Raw genomic sequence first — 23,364 nt, 5'->3', positions numbered from 1 at the left:
ATCCTCTTATTTTTTCAGCTTTTGGGGACGTTGATAATTTGCTTTTTCAAATTGTTTAGCACGTTCCACAGCTAAACTATGATCAGCGACGTCTCTCGTTAGGGTTGAGCCAGCACCAGTGGTCGCACCCTGACCAATTTTGATCGGTGCAACCAAGGAATTATTTGTGCCAATGAAGACATTGTCTTCAATCACAGTACGGTGTTTGTTTGCACCATCATAATTACAAGTAATCGTGCCTGCGCCAATATTACAATCCGCACCGATATCAGCATCACCTAAATAGGTAAAATGATTGGCTTTGGACCCTTGACCAATGTTTGAATTTTTCACTTCAACAAAGTTGCCAATATGCACATCATTACCCAAGTTTGCACCTGGACGTAAACGTGCAAAAGGTCCAATTTGGGTATTTTCGCCCACGATAGCATTTTCAAAAACGCTGTAGGCTTGAACTTTTGTTCCAGCGGCAATGCGTGTGTTTTTCAAAATACAGCCAGCGCCAAGTTGAACGTTATCGCCAAGCTCGCAATCACCTTCAATAATGACATTGATATCAATCTGCACGTCTTGACCACATTTGAGATGACCACGTAGATCAAAACGACTTGGATCAATCAGGTGTACGCCTTGTTGCATCAATTCTTTGGCTTGTTGTTGCTGAAATTCACGTTCCAATGCCGCTAATTGCAAACGGTCATTTACGCCTTCCACTTCAAACTCAATTTCAGGCTGGATCGATGCAATTTCTAAACCATCGGCAACAGCCATTGCAACAATATCAGTCAGGTAGTATTCACCTTGCACATTATTGTTAGACAGTTTTGGTAACCATTGATGTAGCTTTGCATTACTTACGCAATAAATGCCTGTATTGATTTCTTGGATTTGTCGTTGTTCTTCATTGGCATCTTTATGCTCAACAATCGCTTGGATTTTTCCAGCTTGGCGTACGATACGACCATAACCTGTTGGGTTTTCAACATTTAAGGTAATCATCCCAATGCCTGATTGGCTTGATGCTTCAAGTAGTTGTTCAAGTGTACTTTGGCGAACCAGAGGAACATCACCATATAAGATAAGTGAAATACCATCCTGAGCTAAGACAGGTAAAGTCATTTGGACGGCATGACCTGTGCCCAACTGCTCCGCTTGCTCCACCCACTCGATTTGTTCAGCGGCAAAGCGATTTTTAACCAGTTCTCCACCATGCCCATAAATGGTAATAATATTCTGAGCTTGTAGTTTTTTTGCTGTTTCAATCACATGACCTAAAAGTGGACGACCAGCAAGCGGTTGTAACACTTTTGGTAGTTGTGAACGCATTCGCGTTCCTTTCCCTGCAGCAAGAATAATGACTGTTGTTGACATAATTAACCCTAATATTAATGTGTTAGGTCAAAAAATAAAAATGGATTATAAAAATACAGAGTGCGGCCCAAAGTCCAGCAATAATGTCATCGAGCATAATGCCAAAGCCACCTGACACTTTTTGATCAGCCCAACTAATAGGGAATGGCTTCCAGACATCAAAGATACGAAATAAGATAAATCCCGCAATGACCCACAACCAATTCATTTGCTGTAGATAAAGCAAAGGCAATAGAGTAATAGATTGACCTGCAAACTCATCCCAAACGATACGTCCATCATCATGAACGTGAATGACTTTTGCCGTATGTCCACAAATATAAATGCCAACCAATGACATGAGGACAATTGCGACGATACTACCTAGCAATCCAAGTTGTAACCAGAATGGAACAAACAGCAGTGCAAAGGCAGAACCAAACGTTCCGGGCGCTTGCGGGCTGAGTCCTGAACCAAAGCCGACACCACAAAAAACGATAAAGCGGTCGTACCAACTCATTTGGTTGAAGTGGATGGGAGGTTTATGCAAAGTGTTGGTATCCATGAACATGTAATGGGTAAATATCGCCCATATACTCAAATAACAATCCAGATTGTTGGGTAATTTCGCCGATTATTGTAAGCGGAACATCGAGTTGCTGTTGCTGTAGTTTCTCATAGTTTTGCGGTGATATTGTAAAGCATAATTCGTAATCATCGCCACCTGCGAGTGCATATTGCCAAGCATGTCGTGGTTCAATTTGTTTTAGTGATGGATCTAACGGAAGCTGTTCAAGTTGTAATTTTGCCCCAACCTTGGATGCTTTGAGAATATGACCTAAGTCTTGTGCTAGTCCATCAGAGACATCGATCATGCTGGATGCCAAGCCTTTTAATTGTTGACCGAGTTGGCAGCGTGGCGTTGGATAATCTAAGCGATGTTGTAATGGATGTCCTAGATGTTTTAGCCCGTATGCCGCATCTCCTACTTGCCCACTCACACAAATGTAATCACCGATTTGAGCACCTGATCGGGTCACAGCTTGTCCGTGATCAATCCAACCGAATGCTGTCACGCTAATGGTGAGTTGAGAGCTTTGAGTTGTGTCGCCACCAATCAGTGAAACACTGAACTGGTCACAACAGTCAAACAAGCCTCGACTAAATTCAGCCAACCAAGCTTCATCAACATGAGGGAGGCTCAAAGCGAGTAAAATACTGTGAGGTTCTGCTCCCATTGCAGCAATATCAGATAAATTGACTGCGACACTTTTCCAGCCAATTGCATGCGCTGAAGTGTCTAATGGGAAATGACGACCAGCAACCAATGTATCTGTGCAGATCACCAGTTGTTGTGACGAAGGAGGGGTAACAATAGCTGAGTCATCGCCAATGCCTAAACTTACATCTACGGTAGACGTTCGTTTAAAATAACGGTCAATAATCGAAAACTCAGCCATACAACATCAAGCCTATTATTTTGCTTGTTGTTTTTCAGCTTCACGAAGCTTTGATGATAAACGGTCTAATACACCATTGATGTATTTATGACTATCTGCACCACCAAAGTGTTTTGCTAATTCAATTGCTTCATCCAGTACCACGCGATATGGAATTTCGAGATGATCTCGTAATTCATAAGCACCTAGGCGTAAAGCTGCAAGCTCTACACCATCAAGTGCAGTCAGTTCACGGTCAAGTACAGGAATAAGGAGCTCATCTAAAGCTTCATGTTGAGCAACCACTTGAGTGAGCAATTCATGGTAATAATTTAAGTCAACTTTGTGCATTGCATTTTCAACACGCGTACGTGCTTCAATTTCATGTACAGGATTTTGACTCATTTGCCATTCATAAATCCCTTGTACAGCAAAACGACGTGCTTTGCGTTTCGCTGCATAAGCGGCCTGAAGTGTTTGCGACATGCTTTAAATTGCCTTTAATAAGTTAACCATTTCGATTGCAGTAAGTGCAGCTTCGCTACCTTTATTTCCTGCTTTCGTACCAGAACGTTCAATAGCTTGTTCAATGCTATCCGTTGTTAAGACACCATTGATCACTGGCATTGTGCTTTCAAGTGCAACAACACCTAAACCTTTTGCACATTCACCTGCAACAAAGTCGAAGTGTGGTGTGCTGCCACGAATGACTGCACCGAGTGCAATTATGGCATCAAATTGATTTGAAGCTGCTAATTTTTTCGCAACGATTGGGAGTTCCCACGCACCTGGTGCATGAATAACAGTAATCGCTTCTTCTGAAACGCCGTGACGTTTTAAAGTGTCGATCGCACCTTCAAGTAAATGCTCAACGACGAAGCTGTTGAAACGACCCACTAAGATCGCATAACGACCTTCGCTTGCGAGATGTAATAAACCTTCAATTCGGCGAATTGCCATAGCAACCTCGATTATTTTGCTGTGATTTGATCGGCAGTGATGTATTCCACTACCTCTAAATTAAATCCTGATAAGGCATTGAAACGAAGCGGAGAACTTAATAGCTTCATTTTCTCTACACCAAGATCACGTAAAATTTGCGCACCGACACCAATCGTTTGATATTGTTGGGAGAGTGCTGCATTTGATTTTAATGGTTTTGGTTGATTCATGTGATGCAAAGCATGACCTAAGTCTTCCAAATGATCCTGACCGATCCATACCAACACGCCACGATCACTTTCCGCAATCGTTTTCATCGCAAGGTCTAGATTCCAAGCAGGAGAACCATCTGCTTTATTGAGCTTTAATAAGTCACGAACTGGATTGAAGCCATGCACGCGAACAGTAGTGATACCATCTTTTGGCTCACCTTTCACTAAAGCTAAATGAATATCTGGGTTACCAATTTCACGGTATTTATACAGTTCAAAGGTACCATATTGGGTTTGAATACTTTCCTGTGATAAACGTTCAACAGTTTGCTCGTTGGTCATGCGGTAATGGATTAGATCTGCGATCGTACCAATTTTAAGACCATGTTTTTCTGCGAAAACCTCTAAATCTGGACGACGCGCCATTGTGCCGTCTTCATTGATGATTTCACAAATCACAGATGCTGGTTCAAGACCAGCAAGGCGAGTTAAATCACAACCAGCTTCAGTATGACCTGCACGATGCAGTACACCACCAGGTTGCGCCATCAATGGGAAAATATGACCCGGTTGCACAATGTCACTTGGTTTGGCATGTGCCGCAACCGCAGTACGAATCGTATGTGCACGTTCAGCAGCAGAAATACCTGTGCTAATCCCTTCAGCAGCTTCAATCGAAAGGGTGAAGTTCGTTGCATGCTGTGCGCCATTTTGATCAACCATTAATGGAAGATTGAGTTGCTTACAGCGTTCACGGCTCAGTGTGAGGCAGACCAAACCACGTGCATGGGTAATCATGAAGTTAATATCTTCAGGACGAACATGCGTCGCAGCGATGACTAAGTCACCTTCATTTTCACGATCTTCATCATCCATCAGGATGACCATTTTGCCTGCACGAATATCTGCGACAAGCTCTTCAACACGACTCAGCGGCATTCGCTTTCACCTTTTAAGCTGCCAGTAACGGCATTAGTATTCGATAAATCTGGCATAGTTTACCGCATTTTAATAAATTTCGCCTGTGTGCTTGATCATCAATTAAAAAACCTAGTTCTATAACAAAGAACTAGGTTGGTTTTGCAGTCATGATGGACGCGTTATGGCGTTGAAATATCGATAGATTCAGCAGATGATTTTGCTTTTTTACCCATCAAAATCTCAGTGCGAAGGTTTTGAGCAACCGTTGCACATGCTTCATTCATACCATTAATCATAAAGGCATGACGGGTCATAATATTGCTTGGATTTGGCATTGCGACCAATTCATAATTATTTTGAATCTCTTTGAGTTGATCATGATTCAAATGCAATGCTGCTTCTTTAGCATGTAAATGTTGAGTTAAACGTTTGGATGCTTCAATCGCATCGAGTTGCATTGCATCGACTGCACAAGCAACAGCACCGCGAGTTTGCAGTGCAAAGCGTTTATCTTCACGGTAGCGTTTATATAGAACATCTGCCAATAATTGGAAAACTCCTCCAACCATCATCAAACATTCAAGCGCATGTGGTTGATCTGCACTTGTTGATAATGTCGCACCATCCGCATTAAATTCTTGAACAACTTGAATTTTCTCTGCATCGATTTGGTAGTGCTTCGTACATAGATCAATACTTTTATCTAAGAATAATTGGCACAATTTAAAATAAGGCAAAGAAACCGATTGATTGACGCTACTCAATAACTGTTTTGGATCATAAAACTGAATATTAAGCGCCAATGATTGGTCATCTAACGGTGCTTGATCGCTCACACTTTTTTCAATACGTGGTTTCGGTTGAGCTTTCGCTTGCTGCTGTGCTTGAGCAACCAAGGTGACAGTATTTTGCTTTTCTAAAGCTAAAGCTTGTGTTAAACGTTGAATTTCATGCTTAAGATGATTTTCTTGATTGATCTGCGCAAGATATTCACTGCGTGTTGGTCGCGCGATTGCACGATACGCAAGCCAAATTAAGCCATGAATAAACAATGAAACTAGAATCGCCAACCATTGTGTTCTTAAGATTTCTCCGATGCTTGGTTCGATCAGCGTAATTTCAACCGTTCCGACTTTCTTTTCATTTTGTAATGCATCACGGACAAAGACCTCACCTTGACGTGTCTTTGCCATACCACTAGTCGCAAGGACTTGTTTATTGGCATCCAAAATACGAATCGAGGCAACGCTCGGATTGGTTGCATAACGATTGGCGACCAATGCCAAAGAGACTGTATTTGCAGGCTCTAATTCTGAAAGACTATCTGCCACCAACTGACTGGTCATCAGTTGTCCTTGGCTAGCGCGATTTTCATTAAGCTGATGGGTTGTTGCAATCACCAATAAAAAGGTATGCAATGCAAAACTTACGGTGAGTAGGCTAGCAAATAGCCCTTGTCGAGGCGCATTCAAGTTAAACTTCCAAGGCAAATAGATTCATGGGTTATGTTATGATTCTTACAATAGTTGTCGCTCAACCACGAGTCAATTCATGCGAGAAATCATTCTTATATCCTTTTTAGGACCAGATCAACCGAATCAGTTTACTCGATTAATGCAGGTACTCTCCGTACATTCTTTGCAAATACTCGATGTTGGTCAGGCTGTTATCCATAATCAACTCACCCTTGGGATCGTTGTTGCTTCGGATAATGAGACTGCAACAGCACTAGCAATGAAAGAAATACTGATTTTAGCACATGATATTGGCTTAACTGTGCGATTTAAACCAATCTCCAACGCAGAATATGATCAATGGGTGAGTGAAGGTGGGCGCACACGTTATATCGTGACAGCATTGGCACCTGAATTAACAGCTGAACATTTGCAAGCCGTCACAAAAATTGTTTCTAGTCAAGGCTTTAACATTGAGACGGTTACACGTTTGTCAGGTCGTTTGGATTTAGATGCGGAGCAAAGTTCTCCTCGTCGTGCCTGTGTGCAATTTGGTCTCAGTGGGCAAATGCTGGATGCGCAAGCCATGCGTGCCGCTTGTTTAAGTTTATCGGGTGAGTTGAATATCGATGTGGCCGTGCAAGAAGACAATGCTTACCGTCGTAATCGTCGTTTAGTGTGCTTTGATATGGACTCAACGTTGATTGAGCAAGAAGTGATTGATGAATTAGCGCTAGAAGCAGGTGTGGGTGCTCAAGTCGCTGAAATTACTGAACGTGCTATGCAGGGTGAACTTGATTTCCAACAAAGTTTTAGAGCACGTGTCGCTTTATTAAAAGGATTGGATGCATCTGTTTTACCGAAGATTGCTGAACGCTTGACCATTACTGAAGGCGCAGCTCGATTGATTTCAACCTTAAAAGCATTGGGTTATCGTACGGCAATTTTATCTGGTGGTTTCCAATATTTTGCTGAATATCTTCAAGAGAAATTAGGCATTGATGAAGTTCACGCCAATATTTTAGATGTCGAAAATGGTGTTGTAACAGGCGAAGTAAAAGGCGCAATTGTCGATGGTGCACGTAAAGCTGAATTATTAGGTCAGTTAGCCGATAAAATGGGGATTTCTTTAGAGCAGGCGATGGCTGTAGGGGATGGCGCAAACGATTTACCGATGCTTTCGATTGCAGGTTTAGGCGTGGCTTTCCGAGCGAAACCATTGGTTCGCCAAAATGCCAACCAAGCGATCTCAAGCGTTGGTTTAGATGGCGTGCTGTACTTATTAGGTATGCATGATAAAGATTTAAATCGTGCTTAAAATATAATCTTGGGTGTTAAATTATGCCGTGATTTGTCACGGCATACTCCATTTTGGTGCGTCATTAATCCGTCATATTTATGTCTAAATGTATAGAAAAACAACGATAAAAAAATTCAGAAAAAAGTTTTTTCTCAGCGAAAATGAGGCATGTTTTTTTGTAATGACACGCGGAAATTGACGCTATATAGAGATTCAGGTTTTTTGTAGATTAAAAAAATGTAATGACAAAAGCATATTGCGACATCTTATGTCGTATGATTAATTTCAGGCTCTTTTTTTCTAAAAAAAACGCTCCATAATGCATAAAGACGTTAATGCAATACGAATCACTTAGAGATTACAGAACAATATGAGGTCTGATGATTGAATACAGACCACCTTATTTAAGACGGAGGTTTCTATGGAAGCAGCGAATTTCACCATGTGGGTTGGATTTGGCTTAATCGCTGTCGCAGTTATTGCTGTTTTCTTTTCTCCTTATCGTCGTTGGTTAGGTTTTATGTTGGCAGGTATGTTGAGCTGGGGACTGTTAGAAGTGGTGCGCTTTGGTGTGCAAACCGCGTTCGAAATGTCAGTCGCCTATAGTTATCTGACGGCACTGAGCCTCGCGATGGTGACGGTTACATTCATTCTTTTACGTGAAGACAAACAAGCACAAAAACAGCTGGCAAATCGTCAGTATATTGAACATACACCTGTATATAAGGATGACCAACAACAATGTTCTAGCCGATAAATCATAATAATTCGAACAACATCAAAGGCATGCTTAGCATGCCTTGTTTGTATCAACTTTCTGCAACAAAGCTTTTACCGACGCTGCTACAATTGTGCTAGGATACGGTTGTCTTAATTTTCATCATTATACTGTGGGCATAATTGTCATGAAGCTTTCTTCTTTACCTGTGGTTAAGTTACCTATTGTTGATGTAAGCACTGATCCACTTGATTTGTTGGTGGCAGGTTTGGCGTTGCGTATGAAGCAATTGGCACGTACTAGCCCTAAGTTTATTGAGTTGGTACATGACCGCGAGTTCCGTATTCAAATTGGTACAGATTTGGGTATGGCACGTCAGATTATTGTGAACCATGGCAAGATTGATACCGTTGCGGGTAATCCAGAAAAGGCAGACTTTGTTTTACAGTTTGCAGATAGTGAACAAGGTGTGAAAACACTGGTCAAAGGTGATCCAACTGCGTTCATGACAGGTATGCAAGACGGTAGCATTAAAATGGAAGGTGACTTCAGCTTACTCGTGTGGTTCAACCAGGCTGCTAAACTTATTCCACCTAAAGTGCCAAAACCTGTAAAAGAAAAAATTCGTCAGGCACGTGCATTTATCAAAGAAAAAACAGGCAAATAAATGCGCTGATATAAAAAACTCCCCACTGGGGAGTTTTTTATTGCCACGACTTATTCGACTTCTAGGTTAAAAGTCACTGGACCGTCATTGATCAGATGCACTTTCATATCTGCAGCAAAAATCCCAGTTTGGACATGGTTAAATTGTTGTTGTGCGTACTTGACCAATTGCTCATACAGGTCTTTGGCTTCTGCTGGTGGCATCGCTGGTCCAAAGTCTGGACGTAAACCTTTCTGTGTTTGTGCCATTAGCGTAAATTGAGATACCAGTAATAGACCGCCATTGGCTTGGCTGATATTCCAGCCCATTTTTCCTTGTTCATCATCAAAGATGCGGTATTTTAAAATCTTATCAATCAGCTTTTTGCCTTTCTCTAAATCATCTTCTTTCCCTAATCCTAAAAAGACCAACAGACCTTGTTGAATTTCACCTGTAGTTTGACCATCAACAACTACTTTAGCTTCAAGAACTCGTTGTATTAATGCACGCATAAGAGGAAATGATCGATTGAAAAAAGACAGACCAGTTTAACAGAGAGTTTGGGTAAAAATGAGCTGTGCAGCAAAAGTCTACTATTCAAGATTGGCTATTTGGTTGTATAACTAGAAATATTATGCAAAAGAATTGGTTAAAACCATCATCCATGTCTGCGATTATTCAATCTTTACTTGATACCGACTTATATAAATTCACCATGTTGCAAGTGGTGTTACATCAGTTTCCACAAGCGCACAGTGTTTATTTATTTCGTTGCCGAAATTTAGACGATACGGTTTATCCTCTGGTTGAGATCTTGGATGATTTGAATCATCAATTGGATGTGTTATGTGAGCTTCGTTTTGCTGAGGATGAGCTGCAATATTTACGCTCATTGCGTTTTATTAAAAGTGACTTTGTTGATTATTTAGAACTATTCCAACTCAAGCGCCGTTTTATCAAAGCCAGTATAGATGAAGCGGGTCGTTTAGATATTCGTATCGAAGGGCCGATGGTTCAAGCGATGATGTTTGAGATTTTTGTGTTGGCGATCGTCAACGAGTTGTATTTCCGTAGAATTCGTCATGATGAGGTTTTTGTTGAAGGTGAACGACGTTTACAGCAAAAACTGCTACAACTGCAAAAATATGCAGAACAACAGCAAGAAAATGATCCTCCATTTTTAGTTTCGGATTTTGGGACACGTCGTCGTTATAGTTTTGAATGGCAAAAACATGTCGTACAAGCATTTCATTCAGCAGCACCGAAAGTTTTTCGTGGTACCAGTAATGTGCTATTGGCAAAACAATTGGGGATCAGTCCGATTGGAACCATGGCACATGAGTTTTTACAGGCTTTTCAGGCGCTTGATGTTCGATTGCGTAATTTCCAAAAGGCGGCCCTAGAAGCATGGGTGCAAGAGTACCGAGGTGATTTGGGGATAGCGTTGACAGATGTGGTTGGCATGGATGCATTCTTACGTGATTTTGATTTGTATTTTGCCAAGCTGTTTGATGGTTTGCGCCATGATAGTGGCGATCCTTATGAATGGGGTGATAAAGCCTATGCACACTATTGTAAGTTGAAAATTGATAGTAAAACCAAGATGTTGACCTTTAGTGATGGTTTGAATTTAGAGAAAGCATGGCAGCTCCATCAATATTTTAAAGATCGTTTCCAAGTCAGCTTTGGAATTGGTACGAATCTGACCAATGATATGGGGCAAACGCCTTTGAATATCGTATTGAAGTTGGTGGAGTGTAATGGTCAATCTGTGGCGAAGATTTCGGATAGTTCGGGCAAGACCATGAGCGATAATGAAACGTTTTTGGCGTATTTGCGTCAGGTGTTTGAAATTGAGGAGGTTGAGTAGAGACATTACAGTGTCTTACCTAATTCTCATCAATTTTCAGGATAGACCTTCGGTAAGTTACTTTGGTTTTGCCCAAAGTAACCAAAGGCATTTGTTGAACTGACGGCACATCCTTGATGCCGCAGTTCAACGGGCGGCATCCATGCCGCCTCCGCACCAGTAAATTTTATACTTTTAGTCCATAATCTTTAAACTTTTTGCTATATCTCCTTTTCTGCTAAATCAATGCAAAAAATCAGACGAAGATAAAAAGTCGGCTATGCTAAAATTATGCATAAGGCGGATGATAAAACAGCATAACAATGACTGACGTAGATTTTAAACTTGATTTACTGATTGAACCTGAACAGCTCGTTCCCTATTTGGGGCATGAGTTGATTCGTGTGGTTGATCTCAGCCGAGCATCGGTATATGAGCAACTTCATATTCCCCATGCCATTCATTTACAACCTAAGTATTTGGTTGCTCAACAAGAAAATGCCAATGGTGTATTGCCTGATATTGAAGGACTGCAAGCACTGATTGAAAAGTTGAATATTTCACCACAGCATCATGTTGTTGTGTATGACGATGAAGGTGGAGCTTGGGCAGGACGTTTAATTTGGAATTTACATTGTCTTGGTTTCCACCGTACCAGTTTAATTAATGGTGGAATTCATGGTTGGTTGGGGGCAAGTTTGCCTACGACGGCTGAAGTTGAGACTGTCGTACCTGTTACTGATCCTTTACAAGTTGATTTGGATACAGTTCAACAGCATCGGATTGAATACAACGAATTATTAGAACACGTCCAAACTCAGAATATTCAGCTATGGGACTGCCGTACCAATGAAGAATATACGGGGTTACGTTTGGCTGCGCGACGCGGCGGTCACATTCCAAATGCACTGCATTTTGAGTGGAGCACTGCCCTTAATCGTGAAAATCATCTAAAATTACACCCGCTTGAACGCACACAACAACGTTTAGAACAATTAGGCTTTAATTTACAACAACCTGTGGTGGTGTACTGTCAGTCTCATCATCGTTCGGGCTTAGCGTATATTTTGGCAAGATTGCTCAATTGGCAAGTGAGAGCCTACGATGGTGCGTGGAGTGAATGGGGCAATCGCCTCGATAGTCCTATTATTTCAGGGGAGTCACCATCTTGAGTTTTGCAGCAGATTTAAAAAAACAATTGTTTATCAAAGCACAAAATCTTGTGCCACAACATCAACTAAGCCGTGTAGTGGGTAAAGTTGCTGCAAGCGAAAATTTTGTGGTGAAAACTGCGGTGATTCAAGCGTTCAAAGCAAAGTACGGCATTGACATGAGTATTGCTGAGCAAACAAATCCAAATCAATATAAATCATTTAATGAGTTTTTTACTCGTGCTCTGAAAAATGGTGTGCGTGGTATTGATGAACAAGCAGATAGTATTGTTTGCCCTGCGGATGGTGCGATTTCTCAGTTAGGTCAGATTGAAGCGGGTGATATTTTCCAAGCCAAAGGTCAGAGCTTTTCTGTAGAGAAATTAATTGGTGATCCACAACTTGCAAAGCCATTTGTAGATGGTCAATTTGCAACAGTTTATTTATCACCAAAAGATTATCACCGTGTACATATGCCTTTAGCAGGTACTTTGACAGAAACTTTATATATTCCAGGTGAGTTGTTTTCAGTCAACCAAACGACTGCTGAAAATGTACCGGGTTTATTTGCGCGTAATGAGCGTATGGTGTGTTTGTTTGATACCGAACTTGGTCGTATGGCAGTGGTTTTAGTTGGCGCGATGATTGTGGCTGGGATTGAAACTGTTGCCACTGGAAAAGTGAAACCTTCAGGTAAGGTTGAATTACAACATCACCAAATGCAGTTGGATAAAGGTGCAGAGTTAGGTCGTTTCTACTTAGGTTCTACTGCTGTGGTTTTATTTGAAAAAGATAAAATGGTGTGGGAACAGCAATTTAAAGCCAACTCGACTGTAGTGATGGGTGAGCGTTTAGGTCATTCGGTTTAATTTAGATATGATTTTTAAAAAAAAGCTCCAAACTTGGGGCTTTTTATTTATATACAATCTCTTATATATTTTATACTGCTAGAAATAATATTAGATAATTTAAAATAAAGGCGAATAATGATGAAGTTTTTAATACCACAACTTTCTTTTTTTGAATTTTTAGGAATGCTTACTTTTGTAACTATATTCAGTAATTATTTTTTGGATCGACCATTGATCAATATGACTACTTTTATACTGTATTGTATTTTTGCAGGGATATTATGCAGTTTAAATTTGTATATCTGTTATAAAAGAGACATGACCATTCCTGATTAATTTTAAATCTTATTCAAAAAATAGTTGCCAAAAAATGAAAATTTATCAAGTTGATGCATTTAGTGATCAGTTGTTTAAAGGAAATCCTGCTGCGGTTGTTCTTTTGGAAGAGTGGCTGGATGAATGTTTAATGCAGAATATAGCATTAGAAAATAATTTATCTGAGACCAGTTTTGCTAGGAAAATTGATGATCAAAACTATGAAATTAAATGGTTTTCACCGGTACAAGAAGTGCAGTTTTGTGGTTATGGCACTTTAGCAACCAGTTTTATCATTTTTAAAAATCAACCTGAAATTGAATCGTTGGTATTTCATGTGGCGAACTTGGGTGAGTTTTTCATCACTCGCGGTGCAAATGGCAGGATCAAAATGAACTTTCCTGTACAGATCCCAAGTCGAATGGAACAGATTCCTCAAGCATTAAAAGAGAGCTTGTCCCAAGACATTGCAGAGGTATATATCAATCCACAGGCTTATATCGTGATCTATCAAAATACAGAGGCTGTTTTAAGTGAATGCCCTAATTTTGATTTAATCAAAACTTTGGGTGGGCGACGTGTTGCAATTACTGCTTTAAATGATGCCACAGAGGGAAAAATGAGTAGGTTTGATATCGTTTCCCGTTACTTTACGCCATCTATGGGAATTGATGAAGATCCTGTCACTGGTTCATTACATACGTCACTTATACCGCTTTGGCAACCATTACTTAAAAAAGAAAATATTGTAGCTTATCAAGCTTCGAAACGAGGTGGTGTGCTGTATTGCAAATTACTTGAAAATGATCGAATTGAAATCGCAGGAGAATGCTGCTTATATCTACAAGGTGAAATTTTCATTTAATTAAGGATATAAAAAGCCACGTAAGTATTTGCTTACATCCACTAACGTCAATGTCCCATTTTCAGCTTAAGTTAAATAGCCTAGTATGAACTCATCAGGAACAGGAAGTTCCAAAACATAAAACAAAAATAATAAGTTTGAGCATCAGGACGTGAGGTACGACAGGAGTTATACCTAAAGTGCGAAATACGAAAAAGCCCGACAGGATGTCGGGCTTTTTTTATGATGCTTTAAATTTGCTTTTCCCAAAGTTGAATTAAATGCTGAAGTGTTTTACTCAACGGTTTGTAACTCGGCCAAATTGCATGAATGGGCATATCGAGACCATTGGTGGTATCACTAAATTCTAAACGAATCAAACTTTGCTTAGAAAAATGTTCACTCACGATGGAAAGCGGGAAATTACCCCAGCCCATACCTTGCTCAACCATATTGATGGCCATCGCTAAATTATCGCTATACCAATATGCATCTGAAACCAAGACACGACGATCAGGCAAAGGATAATGCTTACTTGCGACGATGATTTGCCGTAACTCGGATAGCATGGTCAGTTCATTTTTATCGTGATCTTTGAGTTGTTGTGCATCTTTTGGAGAAATGGCAGCAACAAATTTCTCTACACCCAATAAACGGAAACGTTCATTTTTATCTAGTTCAGAAGAACTATAGGCAACATAGAGATCAATTTCATTATTTTGCAAACGTGCTTTAAGTTCTTGTTGTGGCGCACACACCATTTCAATATTTAACAGAGGATAAAGTTGTATCAATTGTTCAACACCAGCCAGTAAATAACGTTGATTCATATCAGCAGCAATACCGATTGAAATACGGGTTTCTAAACCAGTGGAAAGTTCTGTTAAATGCATGTCGAGCTGGCGCATTTTTGTCACGATCAATCGTGCATGTGGTTCAATTGAAAGCGTAACTTCTGTCGGTTCGAGATGATTTTTACTTCGTTCAAAAAGTTTTAAATTCAGTTCTGCTTCTAAATTGGCAATCGCCATACTCACTGCTGAAGGAACGCGATTCAATGCGCGTGCTGCCGCCGAAAAATTACCGCGATCAATAATTTCAAGAATCAGTTCAAGCTGTTCACGATTGAGTTTCATACGAGTTTCTTGTCAGTAAATCTGATAATGATTAACTTTTTTTATCAGAGTTAAAGCGTAAAATCCAATTTTTTATTGATTGCTAGGTGTTCTCATGCAAGGAACAAAAAGAAGAGTTACATATGTATTTTTCTACGAAGTACTCAGCTTTTTTATCTGTGCCATGATTTTGGCTGCACTGTCAGGAACCACACTCAGCCATACAGGCCCTTTGTCGATTTTGATTGCCGTGATCGCCGTGACGGTCAACTTTTTCTATAACTACGTTTTCGAGTTATGGGAAAAAAGACAAGTCTCTAAAACCAGAACAGTGAAAAGACGAGTGGCACATGCGATTGGCTTTCAGTTGGTGTTAATTACGATTTTAATTCCATTGATTGCATGGTGGATGCAGATTAGTTTAGTTAAAGCATTTTTATTGGATTTTAGTTTGATGATTATTATTCCATGCTTTACGTTTATTTATAATTATTTGTTTGATTTAATCTTTGGTTTACCGAGTCATCTTTTAGAGTCTAAAGAATTAAATGCTAAGCCGAATCATTGATTTAGCATTTAGTTTTTCTGAATAGACCTTGAGCCAGTTTATTCAATAAAAATGAGTGTATTTAATCACTCATTTTTATTGTTTTAGTACTAAAAAATTATAAGCGAATCCATGTCATATTACGAAAGGTATTATTGCTTGGATTTTTTGCATTAATATTGAGCATCTTGCCTGTTTTATTCAAACGTCCATTGATGCTGTATTTATAACCATCATAAGGATTGACCCAAACCCCTTGCCCAAACTCTTCATTTTGAATCAGCATTTTTAAGCCCGTCAAAACTTCCATTCCAATAATAGTTTGGTCTTTTAATGAGCCTGAACATGGCGTACATGTGGTTGGAACAGTTTCCTGAGCTGAAGGGTACATTTTGACAATGACAGCACTATATTGCTCAGTCTTGGAATTTCTTCGAATCACAATATCAGAGAGGTATGAACCTGTACGTGAATCAACGACTTTCCAAGTTCCAATCAGTGGGTCAAAGGGTGTTGCGTGAACAGTAAAGGGAGTACTTAGTCCAAGAAATAGGACAAAATTACGGAGAAAACGAGTATTCATCATGAGTTTTAGATCGAGATAAAGTATAGAAATAGCGAAATGAAACAACGAGTTATTATATTCTTATTATTTTGTAATGATAGCGTAATATTCAAAGGGAACTGAGCAGTTCCCTGTATTTTTTAGACCATGCGGTATAAACGCTCTTTTGGAAAAACTGCGGTAAAGGTTGAACCTTCATTTTCTTTTGAACTAATTTCAAGATGCGCACCATGTTGCATTAACACGTGTTTGACGATGGCAAGGCCTAAGCCTGTTCCACCAGTTTGTCGGCTGCGTGCACTGTCAACACGGTAAAAGCGTTCGGTTAAGCGAGGCAAATGCTTGGGGTTGATCCCAATACCATTGTCTTGCACGCTGAAATAGGCTTGATCACCATCTTCATGCCAGCCGATGGTAATAATTCCACCTTTGGGTGTGTATTTGATGGCATTGGTTATTAAATTGCTAAATGCGCTGGCAATTTCCATATCCGAACCAATCAGATCGCAGTGGCTATCAATATCTAAATTAAGGGTATGGCCATAATCTAAATTGTAAGCACGGGCGTCATCAAACAATTGATTCATCAGATTAGCCATATCAATGATCTGATTTTTCGCAATTTTTTTATTATTTTCTAGGTTAGATAACAACAATAAATCATTGACCAATGCATTCATACGTTTGGTTTGAGATTGCATTTGGGTGAACGCACGTTTCCAACGCGGGGTAATGTCATCTTGGTCAGTAAAGGTTTCGATATAACCACTTAACACCGTGAGAGGGGTACGTAATTCATGTGAAATATTGTCGACAAAGTCTTTACGCATTTGCTCAAGGTTGTGCATACGGGTAATGTCGTGCGCGACCAAAAGACGGCTTTCACCGCCAAAGCGGGTCAATTTTACCTGAACATAGCGCTCTTCATCCATCAGTGCTTGTAGACGAATGCCATCAGGTGCTTGATCACTATTTTTGAAATATTCAATGAAGTGAGGTTGGCGCAATATCGACAATAAATTCCGTCCACGATCGGAAGGATTGATGCCCAATAGCTTCTCTGCTGCTGGATTCCACCATTCAATTTGATGTTGATCATCAATCAAAACTACTGCTTCTGCTAAAGCAACTAAAGAAGACTGAGCACGATCAATTAAGCCGACCATTTCTGCTTGAACAATACGCTCTTGGCGCTGTGCTCGATAGACATTGAACAGTAGTGCACCCCAAATCCCACTTAAATTCGGTGGGGCATCATAGGGGCGATTAGAAATCCAGTCATTGACGAGATAAAGTGAGCGAAGCTGCAATAGGAAAAAAAGCACAAATGCAGCAAAAATACAGCTCCAAAAGTATTCAATACCAAATCCAATTAAGCTCGCAATCAATAAGAAAAACAGCAGTAATCTTAAATCTTGTTTTGCAAACGTCCATAAACTGCTGTAGCGAAACTGTTGATGTTCACGTGCCAGTTCAGGGACGGGATAGGGTTCATACATATAGGATTTTAACCTGCTGCTAAATCAGCGCGTGTAGAGAAACGATAACCTGTGCCACGTACCGTTTGCACAAAGCGATCAACGCCGAAAGGTTCTAACACTTTGCGTAAACGACGAATATGCACGTCAATGGTACGATCTTCAATATAGACATTTCCACCCCAAACTTGATCAAGTAGTTGGGCGCGTGTGTAAGCACGTTCTGGATGGGTCATAAAGAAAGCAAGTAAGCGATATTCCGTTGGCCCCATATCTAAAATACTGTTCCCAAAGCTCACGCGTTGGCTGACAGGATCAAGCATTAAACCATTGGCATCAATCACTTTTTCACCGCTGAGCGCATTGGCACGACGGAGTACAGCTTTGATACGCGAAACCAGCTCACGTGTTGAAAATGGTTTGGTCATATAATCATCTGCACCAGCATCAAGACCTTGAACTTTATGGTCTTCTTCGCCACGTGCAGTCAGCATAATCACAGGGATTTCAGCTAAATTTTCATCTCTTTTTAGGCGACGACAAAGATCTACACCACTGACACCACCCGGCAGCATCCAATCCAGCAAAATAAGTGCAGGACGCTGATCAACGATAATCTGATGCGCTTGTTTGGCATCCTCAGCTTGTAAACATTGGAAGCCTGCCATATCCAAAGAGGTATGGATCATTTCACGAATCGGTAGCTCATCATCGACAATTAAAATATAGTCATCTTTCACAGCGCAATACCCTTAAATCTGTAACGGTTAACCGTTTTGTTGTTATGACAGGCTTATTACAAAGATTAATTATGACAATATCATTGCAAAAGAGTTAATAAAGTCGAATTTAGCAATAAATTGTGACAATTATGCGTCATAGTAGTGACCAGATGATGACAAGTTGTTTAACAATAATGCAAATAAATTCATTTGGTTAATATCAATGCATTTTAACAGTTTTGATTGTCACAAAACTGTAAAACGATTTTAATTTTTTTGTGATGTTGTCTCGATGAAAGATAAAAATACCGCACAACATGCCGATAAAACATCTGCTAAGGGCTGTTTAAAGCCTTCAGAGACCCAACGAATAATAATATGTGTCACATAACCATTCAGTCCTGTAGCCATTAATGACACTTCTTCGGCACTTTGAGGTGCATTCGGCATGGTAATCATGACAAAGCCTTGAATAATGCGGTCGAACTGGGTCAACGTCTCTTGGATAGTTGCTTGGTTATGTAAATCTTGTACCAGCATCGCATCAATATAAATAATACGTGCCATGCGGGGGTCATCTTTAATTGCATTCAATAATGCAGATAATCCAGCTGTGACCATATTTGTAGGTACAGGTGCCGCCATAAGAACAGCTTGAGTGAGGCAATTTTGCATTTTCTCAATCATTTTTAAGAAAACGGTTTGGAAAAGTTCCTCGCTTTTCTTAAAAGATTCATAAAAATAACGTTCAGTCAGTTTGGCTTCATTACAAACATCTTTCACGGTGACTGAAAAAAAGCCATTTGTCCCATATAGATGAATCCCTGCTTCGATCAGCTTTTCGCGGCGCACTTCTTTGCGCTCAGTTAAAGATAAGCCCTTAAATTGACGTTCTTTTGGCGCTTTTGGTTTTTTTTGCACATTATCAGTTGAAATTGTCATTGAATTAACCGTCACCTAAAAATATAACTACCGAGTTTGAGGAAATAAATGTATTTGATCAAATGATTTAGTAGAAAGCTATAGTGTACTATATTGACAAGCATCATTGTCAAAACTATATTGACTATAACTTAAACTGCACATGATTTATGCAAATATGTGCATATCATTCGTAACAAGGGATAGGCAATGAAAAATTTTAAAAATAAAGTCGCAGCGATCACAGGTGCAGGTTCTGGGATTGGACAACAGCTTGCAATTTTATTGGCTAAACAAGGCTGCCACTTATCGATTAGTGATATCAATGAAAAAGGCTTAGCACAAACTGTTGAGATCCTTAAAGAATATCCAGTGACAGTAACAACAAAAGTACTCGATGTTTCGAACTGCGATGCAGTAAAACAGTGGGCACAAGAAACTGTGCAAGATCATGGTTGTGTCAATATGATCTTCAATAATGCAGGGGTTGCATTAGGCTCAACAGTAGAGGGCGCGAGCTATCAAGATTTAGAATGGATCGTAGGAATTAATTTCTGGGGTGTGGTATACGGCACGAAAGAGTTCCTTCCATTTATCAAACAAACCAAAGATGGTCATATCATCAACATCTCGAGTATTTTTGGTTTAACATCACAACCAACGCAATCTGCGTATAACGCAACCAAGTTTGCTGTACGTGGTTTCACTGAATCATTACGCCAAGAGTTAGATATTGAGAAAAGTGGTGTAAGTTCGCTTTGTGTTCACCCAGGTGGTATCCGTACCAATATCGCAAAAGCTGCAAAAATGAATGACAGCTTGAAGAGCTTAGGTATGGACCCGAATAAATCAATTAAACAATTTGATAAGTTCCTTCGTACACCACCAGAAGAAGCAGCTCGTCAAATTCTCAATGCTGTATTGAAAAACAAACGTCGCCTCTTGATTGGTACAGATGCTCGCATTGTTGATACATGCCAACGTTTATTCCCAACGGGATATCAACGCATTGCTGCACTTGCAACTAAAATGATGTAAGTTGTCATCACTAAAAAAGCCATTCTCTGTGAGTGGCTTTTTTATTTTTGGTGGAAGTGAATAATTAAATCAGAACTTTAATTTTTGATTTCTTCCAAAAGAATTGATAATAACTGGCTTGAAATATACATAAGCAGACAAAGGAAAGTGCATAGGCAATCCAAATGCCCGTTAAGCCCCAACGTGAGCTAAACCAATAAGCAGATGGCACTTCGATTAAAATAATCGTGAAAATATTAATCAGCATCGGCACATTAACGGTTCCGCTGGCACGCATAATTGAAGCAAAGATCGCACTCGCGCCAAAGAATAGAATTGACCACAACACTATAAATAAAAGCTGCTGACCTAATTCAATCACACTGTGTTCAGTAATAAATAACGCCATTAAATACTTCGAGAACAGATAAGCAAGCGTGATTAAACTTCCAGTGAATAAAAGATTCATGCCTAAAGCTGTACGCGTCACTTTTGCGAGCAAATCGGATTTACCTGCGCCAATTGCCTGAGCTGCAAAAATAGAAGCCGCGATGGAAATGGATAAGGCTGGAAATTGAATATAGTTCAAGACTTGGTTCACTGCACCATAAGCAGCAGTGGCATGTGCGCCATAACGGTTGACGAGTCCAATGATGACCAGACCTGCTAAAGAGGTCGTCACCATTTGAATGCCCGTCGGGATGCCTAATTTTAAGATTAACTTACACAATTCGGCATCATAATGAATATGCTGCAAAAGTTGACGGTCAATTTTCAGTGGATGATTTTTATAGTTAAGATAAAAAGCCAAGAAAATTAGAACTGCAGCATAGCCCATAATGGTTGCGATGGCTGGTGCAATAATGCCGAGAGCAGGAAAGCCAAAATAGCCTTTGAGTAACACAGGCGTAACGGCTAAGCCAATTAAACTGGTAAGGCTCAAAGCAATCAGTGGGGTGACACTATCCCCAACACCACGCAAAATCGATGTATAAATAATATAGACAAATAATAACGGGCTACCCACGAGCATCCATTCTACATAAGGGAGTGAGAGATGCATGACGGTTGGATCTGTGCCCAATAAATTCAAAATATGTTTGGCGAAGATCAGACCAAGAACAGCAATAATACTGCCGCCGATCAAGGTCATAAATAAGGTTGAGCCTATGACAGCACGCACTTTTCCTAAGTTTAGTGCGCCCCATGCCTGACCCACTAACACCGTTGTACCTGCTGAAATCCCGATCACGAATGCCAACAAGAAGAACAAAATTGGAAAAAACACTGATACAGCAGCAATCGCATCAACCCCCATCATTTGCCCGACGAAAATGGTATTAATCGTGCCTGACAGATTTTGCAGAATGTTGGTGGCGATCAGCGGCACAAGGAAAACAAAAAAGGTTTTCCATAAATTGGGTTGCATGACGAGGGGTTGACGAGGTGTCATTCAAATTCCTTAACGCTTCATCCTAGAATGAACAGCTTTTGTTCAACATAGCACAAGCAGCGTTGAAGTGATGGTAATTCAATTTTATTTTTTGTTGATTAGCAACGCTCTAGGATTTCACCCGCTCGTTGTAAGGTTTGATCTGTCTTGGCAAAGCAGAATCGGATTAATCGCAGTGAACTCGGTGCGTGCTGGTAAAATACAGAAATTGGAATCGCAACAATTTTGTGTTGTTCGGCCAAGAATTGACACATTTCAATATCGTTTAGATCGGGGCGAATCTTACTGTAATCGAGATTTTGAAAATAAGTGCCTTGTGATGGCACAAACTGGAAACGAGAGTTTTGGATCTGTTGATTAAACAGGTCTCGTTTGTGTTGATAAAAACTTGGCAGCTCTAAAATATGCTCAGGATGCTGTTGCATATAATTTGCTAAAGCGATTTGACAGGGTGTTGTGCCACAGAAATTGGCAAATTGATAAATTTGTCTAAACAGCTGCATCAAGGCTGGAGAGGCAACACAATAACCCGTTTTCCATCCTGTAACATGATAAGTTTTTCCAAAAGATCCGATGACAAAACTACGATTACGAAGCTCTGGAAAATGAAGTGCGCTGTAGTGCTTTTGTCCATCAAAGACCAAATGTTCATATACCTCATCGGATAAGACCACAATATTTTTATCTTGAATGAGTTCAATCAGTTGCTTCCAATCGTGTTCTGACCAAATTGCACCTGTTGGATTGTGAGGAGTATTGACAATAATCATGCGAGTTTTGTCGTTAATACTGTCTTTTACTTTTTGCCAATCTACGTGAAAAGTAGGCGCTTCCAAATGGATATGGATCGATTGACCACCAGCCAGTTGAACTGCTGGGCCGTAACTGTCATAGCTTGGATCAAAGATAATGACTTCATCACCTGCATGGATACAGGCTTGGATCGCGCAAAAAATCGCAATGGTTGCGCCAGGTGTGATGGTCATCTCAGTAACAGGATCAAGTTGTTGTTGATCGCGTGCAAAGAACTGTTTCGCGAGTTGTTCTCTTAATGCCAGTACTCCATCACCAGCAGGGTATTGATTATAGCCATCTAGTGTTGCTTGGCTAAGCGCTTCAAGCAGTGCGGGTGGTGCAGGAAAATCAGGAAAACCTTGTGAAAGATTTAGGGCTTTGAGTCGCCGTGCAAGCTCAGTCATGACACTAAAAATCGTAACGCCTTGGTTTGGGAGTTTTGACTGAAGTTGCAACATGATGATTAACCTCATTCCATTTTATTTTGATGTGATTGTAGCGATAAAAAATGGCTTTTTCCAAATTGTCGATCTCAAAAATAAAAAGTGATCTGTCTCTCTCGATCTTTCGAAAAATGTGTTTCTGATCAAGAGAAATACTGGAATTGTGTCTTAATAAAAACAATACTGACGGAATTGGTCGGTTTTGATTTAAATTTGTCAAATTAATCGTTAATTTTCAATTATATACAGTGTTTTATTTTTATCTGTTAAGCGATATAATTTATAGCAAGTGATTAAAAGAAATACAAATTATTGT

The 23,364-nt window shown here is 40.0% G+C and carries 24 protein-coding genes; 9 read left to right on the top strand and 15 right to left on the bottom strand.

From position 1 onward, the window contains the following. Positions 1 to 6: 6 nt before the first annotated feature. From glmU to IO68_RS20265, 7 genes are all read right to left on the bottom strand, one after another. Positions 7 to 1,371 carry a bifunctional UDP-N-acetylglucosamine diphosphorylase/glucosamine-1-phosphate N-acetyltransferase GlmU gene (gene glmU, locus IO68_RS20295; RefSeq protein ID WP_007480829.1) on the bottom strand — a complete coding sequence of 455 codons (1,365 nt, stop codon included), beginning with the start codon at positions 1,369 to 1,371 and terminating at the stop codon, positions 7 to 9. 22 nt (positions 1,372 to 1,393) lie between these two features. Beyond that, positions 1,394 to 1,915, bottom strand: coding sequence for a phosphatidylglycerophosphatase A (locus tag IO68_RS20290; protein ID WP_023012731.1), 522 nt, complete (start codon positions 1,913 to 1,915; stop codon positions 1,394 to 1,396). Then, positions 1,893 to 2,810, bottom strand: coding sequence for a thiamine-phosphate kinase (gene thiL, locus IO68_RS20285; RefSeq protein ID WP_023012730.1), 918 nt, complete (start codon positions 2,808 to 2,810; stop codon positions 1,893 to 1,895). The genes IO68_RS20290 and thiL overlap by 23 nt, the downstream gene beginning before the upstream one ends. 15 nt (positions 2,811 to 2,825) lie before the next feature. Then, the gene (gene nusB, locus IO68_RS20280) at positions 2,826 to 3,275 is read right to left on the bottom strand and encodes a transcription antitermination factor NusB (protein ID WP_004878158.1); all 450 of its coding nucleotides are present in this window, start codon (positions 3,273 to 3,275) and stop codon (positions 2,826 to 2,828) included. 3 nt (positions 3,276 to 3,278) lie between these two features. Beyond that, positions 3,279 to 3,749: a 6,7-dimethyl-8-ribityllumazine synthase gene (gene ribE / locus IO68_RS20275; protein ID WP_004878155.1), complete on the bottom strand. Its 471-nt coding sequence runs from the start codon at positions 3,747 to 3,749 to the stop codon at positions 3,279 to 3,281. A gap of 11 nt (positions 3,750 to 3,760) precedes the next feature. Further along, the gene (gene ribBA, locus IO68_RS20270; protein WP_004878154.1) at positions 3,761 to 4,882 is read right to left on the bottom strand and encodes a bifunctional 3,4-dihydroxy-2-butanone-4-phosphate synthase/GTP cyclohydrolase II; all 1,122 of its coding nucleotides are present in this window, start codon (positions 4,880 to 4,882) and stop codon (positions 3,761 to 3,763) included. A 161-nt stretch (positions 4,883 to 5,043) separates the two neighbouring features. Further along, positions 5,044 to 6,354, bottom strand: a complete 1,311-nt coding sequence (locus IO68_RS20265) for a hypothetical protein (RefSeq protein WP_165593501.1) — start codon at positions 6,352 to 6,354, stop codon at positions 5,044 to 5,046. 61 nt (positions 6,355 to 6,415) lie between these two features. Between IO68_RS20265 and serB the strand changes: the two genes are divergently transcribed. The 3 genes from serB (at position 6,416) to IO68_RS20250 (ending at position 9,003) form a co-directional block, all read left to right on the top strand. Next, positions 6,416 to 7,636, top strand: a complete 1,221-nt coding sequence (serB, locus tag IO68_RS20260; protein WP_031234690.1) for a phosphoserine phosphatase SerB — start codon at positions 6,416 to 6,418, stop codon at positions 7,634 to 7,636. Positions 7,637 to 8,039: 403 nt separating this feature from the next. Next, complete coding sequence (gene aciT / locus IO68_RS20255) at positions 8,040 to 8,375, top strand: ciprofloxacin tolerance protein AciT (RefSeq protein ID WP_004878149.1); 336 nt, start codon at positions 8,040 to 8,042, stop codon at positions 8,373 to 8,375. 148 nt (positions 8,376 to 8,523) lie between these two features. Beyond that, entirely contained in the window at positions 8,524 to 9,003 is a 480-nt protein-coding gene (locus IO68_RS20250; RefSeq protein WP_023012728.1) for a hypothetical protein, read from the top strand. Positions 9,004 to 9,053: 50 nt separating this feature from the next. Here IO68_RS20250 and dtd read toward each other — a convergent pair whose 3' ends face one another. Continuing rightward, positions 9,054 to 9,494 (bottom strand): D-aminoacyl-tRNA deacylase, encoded by a 441-nt coding sequence (dtd, locus tag IO68_RS20245; protein WP_023012727.1) that lies wholly within the window; start codon positions 9,492 to 9,494, stop codon positions 9,054 to 9,056. 152 nt (positions 9,495 to 9,646) lie between these two features. On the opposite strand from dtd, the gene pncB reads away from it, so the two are divergent. The 4 genes from pncB (at position 9,647) to IO68_RS20225 (ending at position 14,013) form a co-directional block, all read left to right on the top strand. After that, positions 9,647 to 10,852: a nicotinate phosphoribosyltransferase gene (gene pncB, locus IO68_RS20240; RefSeq protein ID WP_031234689.1), complete on the top strand. Its 1,206-nt coding sequence runs from the start codon at positions 9,647 to 9,649 to the stop codon at positions 10,850 to 10,852. 302 nt (positions 10,853 to 11,154) lie between these two features. Beyond that, positions 11,155 to 12,003, top strand: coding sequence for a sulfurtransferase (locus tag IO68_RS20235; RefSeq protein ID WP_023012725.1), 849 nt, complete (start codon positions 11,155 to 11,157; stop codon positions 12,001 to 12,003). Next, positions 12,000 to 12,851, top strand: a complete 852-nt coding sequence (gene asd, locus IO68_RS20230) for an archaetidylserine decarboxylase (protein WP_023012724.1) — start codon at positions 12,000 to 12,002, stop codon at positions 12,849 to 12,851. Before IO68_RS20235 ends, asd begins: the two co-directional genes overlap by 4 nt. 352 nt (positions 12,852 to 13,203) lie before the next feature. Next, positions 13,204 to 14,013: a PhzF family phenazine biosynthesis protein gene (locus tag IO68_RS20225; RefSeq protein ID WP_023012723.1), complete on the top strand. Its 810-nt coding sequence runs from the start codon at positions 13,204 to 13,206 to the stop codon at positions 14,011 to 14,013. 230 nt (positions 14,014 to 14,243) lie between these two features. Here IO68_RS20225 and IO68_RS20220 read toward each other — a convergent pair whose 3' ends face one another. Beyond that, positions 14,244 to 15,128, bottom strand: a complete 885-nt coding sequence (locus IO68_RS20220; RefSeq protein WP_023012722.1) for a LysR family transcriptional regulator — start codon at positions 15,126 to 15,128, stop codon at positions 14,244 to 14,246. Between the two features lie 94 nt (positions 15,129 to 15,222). Here IO68_RS20220 and IO68_RS20215 point away from each other — a divergent pair, with 94 nt between their 5' ends. Continuing rightward, positions 15,223 to 15,675, top strand: a complete 453-nt coding sequence (locus IO68_RS20215; RefSeq protein ID WP_004878138.1) for a PACE efflux transporter — start codon at positions 15,223 to 15,225, stop codon at positions 15,673 to 15,675. A 97-nt stretch (positions 15,676 to 15,772) separates the two neighbouring features. Here IO68_RS20215 and IO68_RS20210 read toward each other — a convergent pair whose 3' ends face one another. From IO68_RS20210 to IO68_RS20195, 4 genes are all read right to left on the bottom strand, one after another. Beyond that, the gene (locus tag IO68_RS20210; RefSeq protein ID WP_023012721.1) at positions 15,773 to 16,240 is read right to left on the bottom strand and encodes a DUF2147 domain-containing protein; all 468 of its coding nucleotides are present in this window, start codon (positions 16,238 to 16,240) and stop codon (positions 15,773 to 15,775) included. A gap of 119 nt (positions 16,241 to 16,359) precedes the next feature. Continuing rightward, positions 16,360 to 17,718 carry a phosphate regulon sensor histidine kinase PhoR gene (gene phoR / locus IO68_RS20205; protein WP_004878136.1) on the bottom strand — a complete coding sequence of 453 codons (1,359 nt, stop codon included), beginning with the start codon at positions 17,716 to 17,718 and terminating at the stop codon, positions 16,360 to 16,362. Between the two features lie 8 nt (positions 17,719 to 17,726). Beyond that, the gene (phoB, locus tag IO68_RS20200; protein WP_004659793.1) at positions 17,727 to 18,437 is read right to left on the bottom strand and encodes a phosphate regulon transcriptional regulator PhoB; all 711 of its coding nucleotides are present in this window, start codon (positions 18,435 to 18,437) and stop codon (positions 17,727 to 17,729) included. Between the two features lie 249 nt (positions 18,438 to 18,686). Further along, complete coding sequence (locus IO68_RS20195; RefSeq protein WP_004878134.1) at positions 18,687 to 19,361, bottom strand: TetR/AcrR family transcriptional regulator; 675 nt, start codon at positions 19,359 to 19,361, stop codon at positions 18,687 to 18,689. Positions 19,362 to 19,550: 189 nt separating this feature from the next. Here IO68_RS20195 and IO68_RS20190 point away from each other — a divergent pair, with 189 nt between their 5' ends. Then, positions 19,551 to 20,378 carry an SDR family NAD(P)-dependent oxidoreductase gene (locus tag IO68_RS20190; protein ID WP_004878132.1) on the top strand — a complete coding sequence of 276 codons (828 nt, stop codon included), beginning with the start codon at positions 19,551 to 19,553 and terminating at the stop codon, positions 20,376 to 20,378. Positions 20,379 to 20,442: 64 nt separating this feature from the next. Here the strand turns inward: IO68_RS20190 and IO68_RS20185 are convergent, their stop codons facing one another. Together IO68_RS20185 and IO68_RS20180 are read right to left on the bottom strand one after the other, a co-directional pair. Beyond that, the gene (locus IO68_RS20185) at positions 20,443 to 21,810 is read right to left on the bottom strand and encodes an MATE family efflux transporter (protein ID WP_023012720.1); all 1,368 of its coding nucleotides are present in this window, start codon (positions 21,808 to 21,810) and stop codon (positions 20,443 to 20,445) included. 98 nt (positions 21,811 to 21,908) lie between these two features. Next, complete coding sequence (locus IO68_RS20180) at positions 21,909 to 23,063, bottom strand: pyridoxal phosphate-dependent aminotransferase (protein WP_023012719.1); 1,155 nt, start codon at positions 23,061 to 23,063, stop codon at positions 21,909 to 21,911. Positions 23,064 to 23,364: the final 301 nt, after the last annotated feature.

Source organism: Acinetobacter sp. COS3 (genome assembly GCF_000475335.1).
Taxonomy (GTDB): domain Bacteria; phylum Pseudomonadota; class Gammaproteobacteria; order Pseudomonadales; family Moraxellaceae; genus Acinetobacter; species Acinetobacter venetianus.
This window is presented reverse-complemented; position numbering and strand designations above follow the sequence as displayed.